This window comes from Streptacidiphilus carbonis (assembly GCF_000787775.1).
Taxonomy (GTDB): Bacteria; Actinomycetota; Actinomycetes; order Streptomycetales; family Streptomycetaceae; genus Streptacidiphilus; species Streptacidiphilus carbonis.
On the sequence record NZ_BBPM01000123.1, the window covers coordinates 1 to 5,406 of the forward strand.

Below are 5,406 nucleotides of genomic sequence, written 5' to 3' on the forward strand. Positions count from 1 at the left end.
CAGGCGTTGCGTCCGGTGAGCCGACCGTAGCCGTCAGCTGACCGCAGCCCCCAGCCGAACCGGCCAAACTGCCCGCCTGCTGAACGAAGGTGATCCCATGTCGTTGCTGGAGTCCATTCAGAGCCCCGCCGATCTGCGGCTGCTTCCCGCCGACGAGCTGCCACACCTCGCCGAGGAGATCCGCGACTTCCTGATCGAGGCCGTCACCCGAACGGGCGGACACCTCGGACCGAACCTGGGCGTGGTGGAGCTGACCATCGCGCTGCACCGGGTATTCGACTCCCCGAGGGACCGGATCCTCTTCGACACCGGGCACCAGAGCTACGTCCACAAGCTGCTCACCGGCCGTCAGGACTTCAGCAGGCTCAAGGCCGACGGCGGCCTGTCCGGCTACCCGTCCCGGGCCGAGTCCGAGCACGACGTGATCGAGAACTCGCACGCCTCCACCGTGCTCGGCTACGCCGACGGCCTGGCCAAGGCCAACGAGCTGCAGGGCCACGACGAGCGCAGCGTGGTCGCGGTGATCGGCGACGGAGCGCTGACCGGCGGGATGGCCTGGGAGGCGCTGAACAACATCGCCGAGGCCAGGAACCGGCCCCTGGTCATCGTGGTCAACGACAACGAGCGCTCCTACGCGCCGACCATCGGCGGTATGGCCAACCACCTGGCCACGCTGCGCACCACCCAGGGCTACGAGCGCTTCCTGTCCTGGGGCAAGGAGGCGCTGCAGCGCACCCCCGGCGTCGGCGCGCCGATCTACGAGGCGCTGCACGGGGCCAAGAAGGGCTTCAAGGACGCGGTCGCCCCGCAGGGCATGTTCGAGGACCTGGGCCTCAAGTACATCGGTCCGATCGACGGCCACGACCCGCAGGCGCTGGAGTCCGCGCTGAAGCGCGCCAAGGGCTTCGGCGGGCCGGTCATCGTGCACTGCCTCACCGAGAAGGGCCGCGGCTACCGCCCGGCCGAGCTGGACGAGGCCGACCACTTCCACCAGGTCGGCGCCATCGACCCGATCACCTGCGAGCCGCTGCGCCCGTCCAGCGGGATCTCCTGGACCTCGGTGTTCGGCGGCGAGCTGGTGGAGATCGGCAAGGAGCGGCGGGACGTCGTCGCGATCACCGCGGCCATGCTGCAGCCGGTCGGCCTGGGCAGGTTCGCGAAGGAGTTCCCGGACCGGATCTACGACGTCGGCATCGCCGAGCAGCACGCGGCGGTGAGTGCGGCGGGGCTGGCCACCGGCGGGCTGCACCCGGTGGTCGCGGTCTACGCCACCTTCCTCAACCGGGCCTTCGACCAGGTCCTGATGGACGTCGCGCTGCACAAGTGCGGGGTCACCTTCGTGCTGGACCGGGCCGGGGTCACCGGCACCGACGGCGCCAGCCACAACGGCATGTGGGACATGTCCATCCTGCAGGTCGTCCCCGGCCTGCGGATCGCCGCGCCGCGCGACGCCGACCAGCTCCGCGCCGAGCTGCGGGAGGCGTTGGACGTGGACGACGCCCCGACCGTGGTCCGCTTCCCCAAGGCCGAGGTCGGCCCGCCGATCCCGGCGATCGAGCGGATCGGCGGAGTCGACGTGCTGATGCGCACCGCCGAGCCCGGCACCGCGCCGGACGTGCTGATCGTCGCCGTCGGCACGATGGCCCCGGCCTGCCTGGACGCGGCCGCGCTGCTCACCGCCGACGGGCTGACCGCGACCGTGGTCGACCCGCGCTGGGTGAAGCCGGTCGACCCGGCGCTGACCGAGCTGGCGGCCCGGCACCGGCTGGTGGTCACCGTGGAGGACAACGGCCGCGTCGGCGGTGTGGGCTCCGCGGTGGCGATGGCGCTGCGGGACGCCGAGCTGGACATCCCGACCCGCGAGCTGGGCATCACCCAGGAGTTCCTGGCGCACGCCTCACGCAGTGAGATCCTGGACCGACTCGGCCTCACCGGGCCCGGCGTCGCCGCGCAGACGGCCGGCTTCGCCAAGGCGATCGGGCTGGGGCGGCGCCGGCAGCAAGAAGCCGTACCGACCGGATTGGAAGCCCAGCGTGGCATCTGACATCGTGACACCCAAGGCAGCGGAGCAGGGCGCGGCGCCGGCCTCCGAGGGCCGCCCCTTCGACGTCGCCGCCCTGCTGGCGGAGCGCGGGGCCGAGCGCTACCAGCTGCACAGCGAGTACCTGAACCACCAGCTGCCGCGGATGCTGCACACCATCGGCTTCGACAAAGTGTACGAGCGGGCCCAGGGTGCCTACTTCTACGACGCCGAGGGCAACGACTACCTGGACATGCTGGCCGGCTTCGGCATCTTCGCCCTGGGCCGGCACCACCCGGTGGTCCGTCAGGCGCTGCACCAGGTGATGGACCTGGAGCTGGCCGACCTCACCCGCTTCGACTGCCAGCCGCTGCCCGGCCTGCTCGCCGAGAAGCTGCTGTCCTACGCCCCGCACCTGGACCGGGTCTTCTTCGGCAACAGCGGCACGGAGGCGGTGGAGACCGCGCTGAAGTTCGCCCGCTACGCCACCGGCAGGCGTCGGATCCTCTACGCCGACCACGCCTTCCACGGGCTGACCACCGGCTCGCTCTCGGTCAACGGCGAGGAGGGGTTCCGCAAGGGCTTCGCCCCGCTGCTGCCGGACACCGCGCTGGAGCTGGGCGACCTCGCCGCGCTGGAGCGCGAGCTGAAGAAGGGCGATGTCGCGGCCCTGATCGTGGAGCCGATCCAGGGCAAGGGCGTGCACCCCACGCCGCCCGGCTACCTCAAGGCGGCCCAGGACCTGCTGCACCGTCACAAGGCGCTGCTGATCGCCGACGAGGTGCAGACCGGGATCGGCCGCACCGGCGAGTTCTTCGCCTACCAGCACGAGGCCGGGGTGGAGCCGGACCTGGTGTGCGTGGCCAAGGCGCTGTCCGGGGGCTATGTGCCGGTGGGCGCCACCCTGGGCAAGAAGTGGATCTTCGAGAAGGTCTACTCCTCGATGGACCGGGTGCTGGTGCACTCCGCCAGCTTCGGCTCCAACGCCCAGGCGATGACGGCGGGGCTCGCCACCCTGCACGTCATGGAGGACGAGCAGGTGGTGGCGAACGCCCGCCGGGTCGGCGACCTGTTCCGCGAGCGGCTGGCCGAGCTCAAGCCGAAGTACGAGATGCTGGCCGACGTCCGCGGCCGCGGACTCATGATCGGGATCGAGTTCGGCCGCCCCCAGTCGCTCAAGCTGCGGACCGGGTGGATGGCGCTGCAGGCGGCCCGCAAGGGGCTGTTCGCGCAGATGGTGGTGGTCCCGCTGATGCAGCGGCACCGCATCCTCACCCAGGTGTCCGGGGACTACCTGGAGGTCATCAAGCTCATCCCGCCGCTGACCATCACCGAGACCGAGGTGGACCGCTTCGTCGCCGCCTTCGCCGAGATCATGGACGAGGCCCACAGCGGCACCGGCCTGATGCGGGACTTCGGCCGGACCCTGATCAAGCAGGCCGTCGCCAACCGCTGACCGGTCCTACCGCTCAGAACGTGGGGGCTTCTCAGACCTCCAGGTGCTCCTCGATCTGCTTCATCCGGTGCCGCGCCATCGCCAGGTTGGCGCGGTGCCGGTCGAGGGCCAGGTAGAAGAAGATGCCCTTGCTGCTGTGCCGGGTCAGCGGCCGGATGATGTGGTACTGGTTGGTGAGCGTGATCAGAATGTCCTCGATGGTCTCGTTGTGGAGATTGAGCATCTCCATGGTCCGCATCTTGGCGCGGACGACGTCGGTGTTCCCGGCGGCTGCGACGTTGAGGTCCAGCTCCTTGGTGGCACCGAGGGTCCCGAGGGCCAAACCGCTGCTGTAGTCGACGATCGCGACGCCCAGCGCTCCCTCGACAGCCATGGCTTCCTTGAGCGCGGTCTCCATGTTCGGCATGTGCGGGCATCCTCCTGAACGGGGTCGGACGGGGGGACCGCTGGTGGTCCCCGCAGTCCACGACCCTAGGAGCCGAGGACAGGGGCACATGCCGCTTGGTCGAAAGTGATCACGAGAAGCCGATAGGTGGACTTCATCGGATCATTGCCAGGCTTCTTGTGATCACTTAAAGCCCGATAAAGATCGCCGGACCTGCGGACGCCCCAATCCGGCGATCGCCCCGGCTCGCCGAAAAGCCGCCGAGCTGCACGGATATTCAGCAGATGTGGCGGAATTGGCCGGAGTTGGTGATGGTGCCCGAGTGACGAACGCCATATCGGCGGCCGTTCCCGAAGTGACGAAGGCAACAGTTTGAAGTCGCTGATCGACGGAGATCCGGTGATGGGGTCAGCCGGTGGAATTGGTGCGCGGCGCCGACAGTGATACCGAACGGCGATCCGGCTCCTTCGCCGTTTCGCGCGCGGACATCCAGACCGGCTGCGGCGGTATCGCCGCGTCGCCGCGCAGGTTCCGGCGCCGGGCCCACAGTGCGCGCATCCGTCCGTCGGCGGTGGCGATCACCGGCTCGAACAGCGGCAGGATCAGCAGCACCAGGACCCCGGCCGCCCAGCCCGCCAGCACGTCGGTGACCCAGTGCGTACCCAGGTAGACGGTGGTCAGTCCGACGGTGATGGCCAGCAGACCGGCCAGGGCCGCCCCCAGTCGCCGGTGCCGCACCGCGAGGTAGGCGAGGACGCCCCAGGTCACCACCGCGTTGGCGGTGTGCCCGGAGGGGAATATGCCGCCGCCCTGGAAGAGCGCGCTGGAGTCGATGACGTGGGCGTAGTGCGGGCCGAGCCGGCCCATGCCGATCTTCACCGCCCCGACCGTCATGTTCAGCAGCACCAGGGACACGCCCAGCACCAGCAGTGGCCGCCAGCTCCGGGAGCGCCAACTGCGCCACGCCAGCCAGACGGTGGCCACGATCGCGGAGGGGCCGCGCTGGCCCAGCACCACGTAGGAGTTGAGGAACGACTGAGCCCGGGGCCAGTGCTCGTACGGCTTGTAGAGCATCACGTCCCAGTCGAGGGAGACCAGGCGCGAGGTGGTCAGTACCGCCACGATGACGGCCAGATAGACGGCTGTCGTGAAGATAAAGAGTGCTTTGTGTGTGCGACTCAGTGGTGCCCACGGATTCCCCCGCGATGCCGGCTGCCGCTGGGCGGTTGTCCTCGGGGGCTCTGCTCGGGTGGCCTCTCTCTGCTGGTTGCGCACCCCTTCGACATTACAGGTGGCGCGCGGGGCGGTCCGCAGCCGGTTGCCGTTCGTAATAACGCTGTTACCTGTGTGGTCGTAAGTTCTGCATAAACGGTCCGAGACCACTGGGAATGTCGAGGAAGCCTGTTTGAATAGTGATCAGAAGCGATTTCCGCTGGGTCGCAATGGGTAAGGCTTGTATGAGAAGTGTGCGTCTGGCGTTTCTTTTCGCGGCCACCGGAAATGACGCGGGCCCCCGGCCGGATCATCCGGTCGGGGGCCCGCGGG

Annotated in this window: 4 protein-coding genes; 2 read left to right on the top strand and 2 right to left on the bottom strand. The window is 69.2% G+C overall.

Annotated elements, in window-relative coordinates:
- Positions 1-97 precede the first annotated feature (97 nt).
- Positions 98-2,044, top strand: coding sequence for a 1-deoxy-D-xylulose-5-phosphate synthase (gene dxs / locus TR46_RS37365; protein ID WP_042411686.1), 1,947 nt, complete (start codon positions 98-100; stop codon positions 2,042-2,044).
- Between the two features lie 4 nt (positions 2,045-2,048).
- Positions 2,049-3,476: an aspartate aminotransferase family protein gene (locus TR46_RS37370; protein ID WP_042411689.1), complete on the top strand. Its 1,428-nt coding sequence runs from the start codon at positions 2,049-2,051 to the stop codon at positions 3,474-3,476.
- Positions 3,477-3,507: 31 nt separating this feature from the next.
- Here TR46_RS37370 and TR46_RS37375 read toward each other — a convergent pair whose 3' ends face one another.
- Positions 3,508-3,882 carry a hypothetical protein gene (locus TR46_RS37375; RefSeq protein WP_042411688.1) on the bottom strand — a complete coding sequence of 125 codons (375 nt, stop codon included), beginning with the start codon at positions 3,880-3,882 and terminating at the stop codon, positions 3,508-3,510.
- A 387-nt stretch (positions 3,883-4,269) separates the two neighbouring features.
- A complete protein-coding gene (locus tag TR46_RS37380) occupies positions 4,270-4,983 on the bottom strand; it encodes a phosphatase PAP2 family protein (protein ID WP_052433467.1) in 714 nt (237 codons plus the stop codon).
- Positions 4,984-5,406 lie beyond the last annotated feature (423 nt).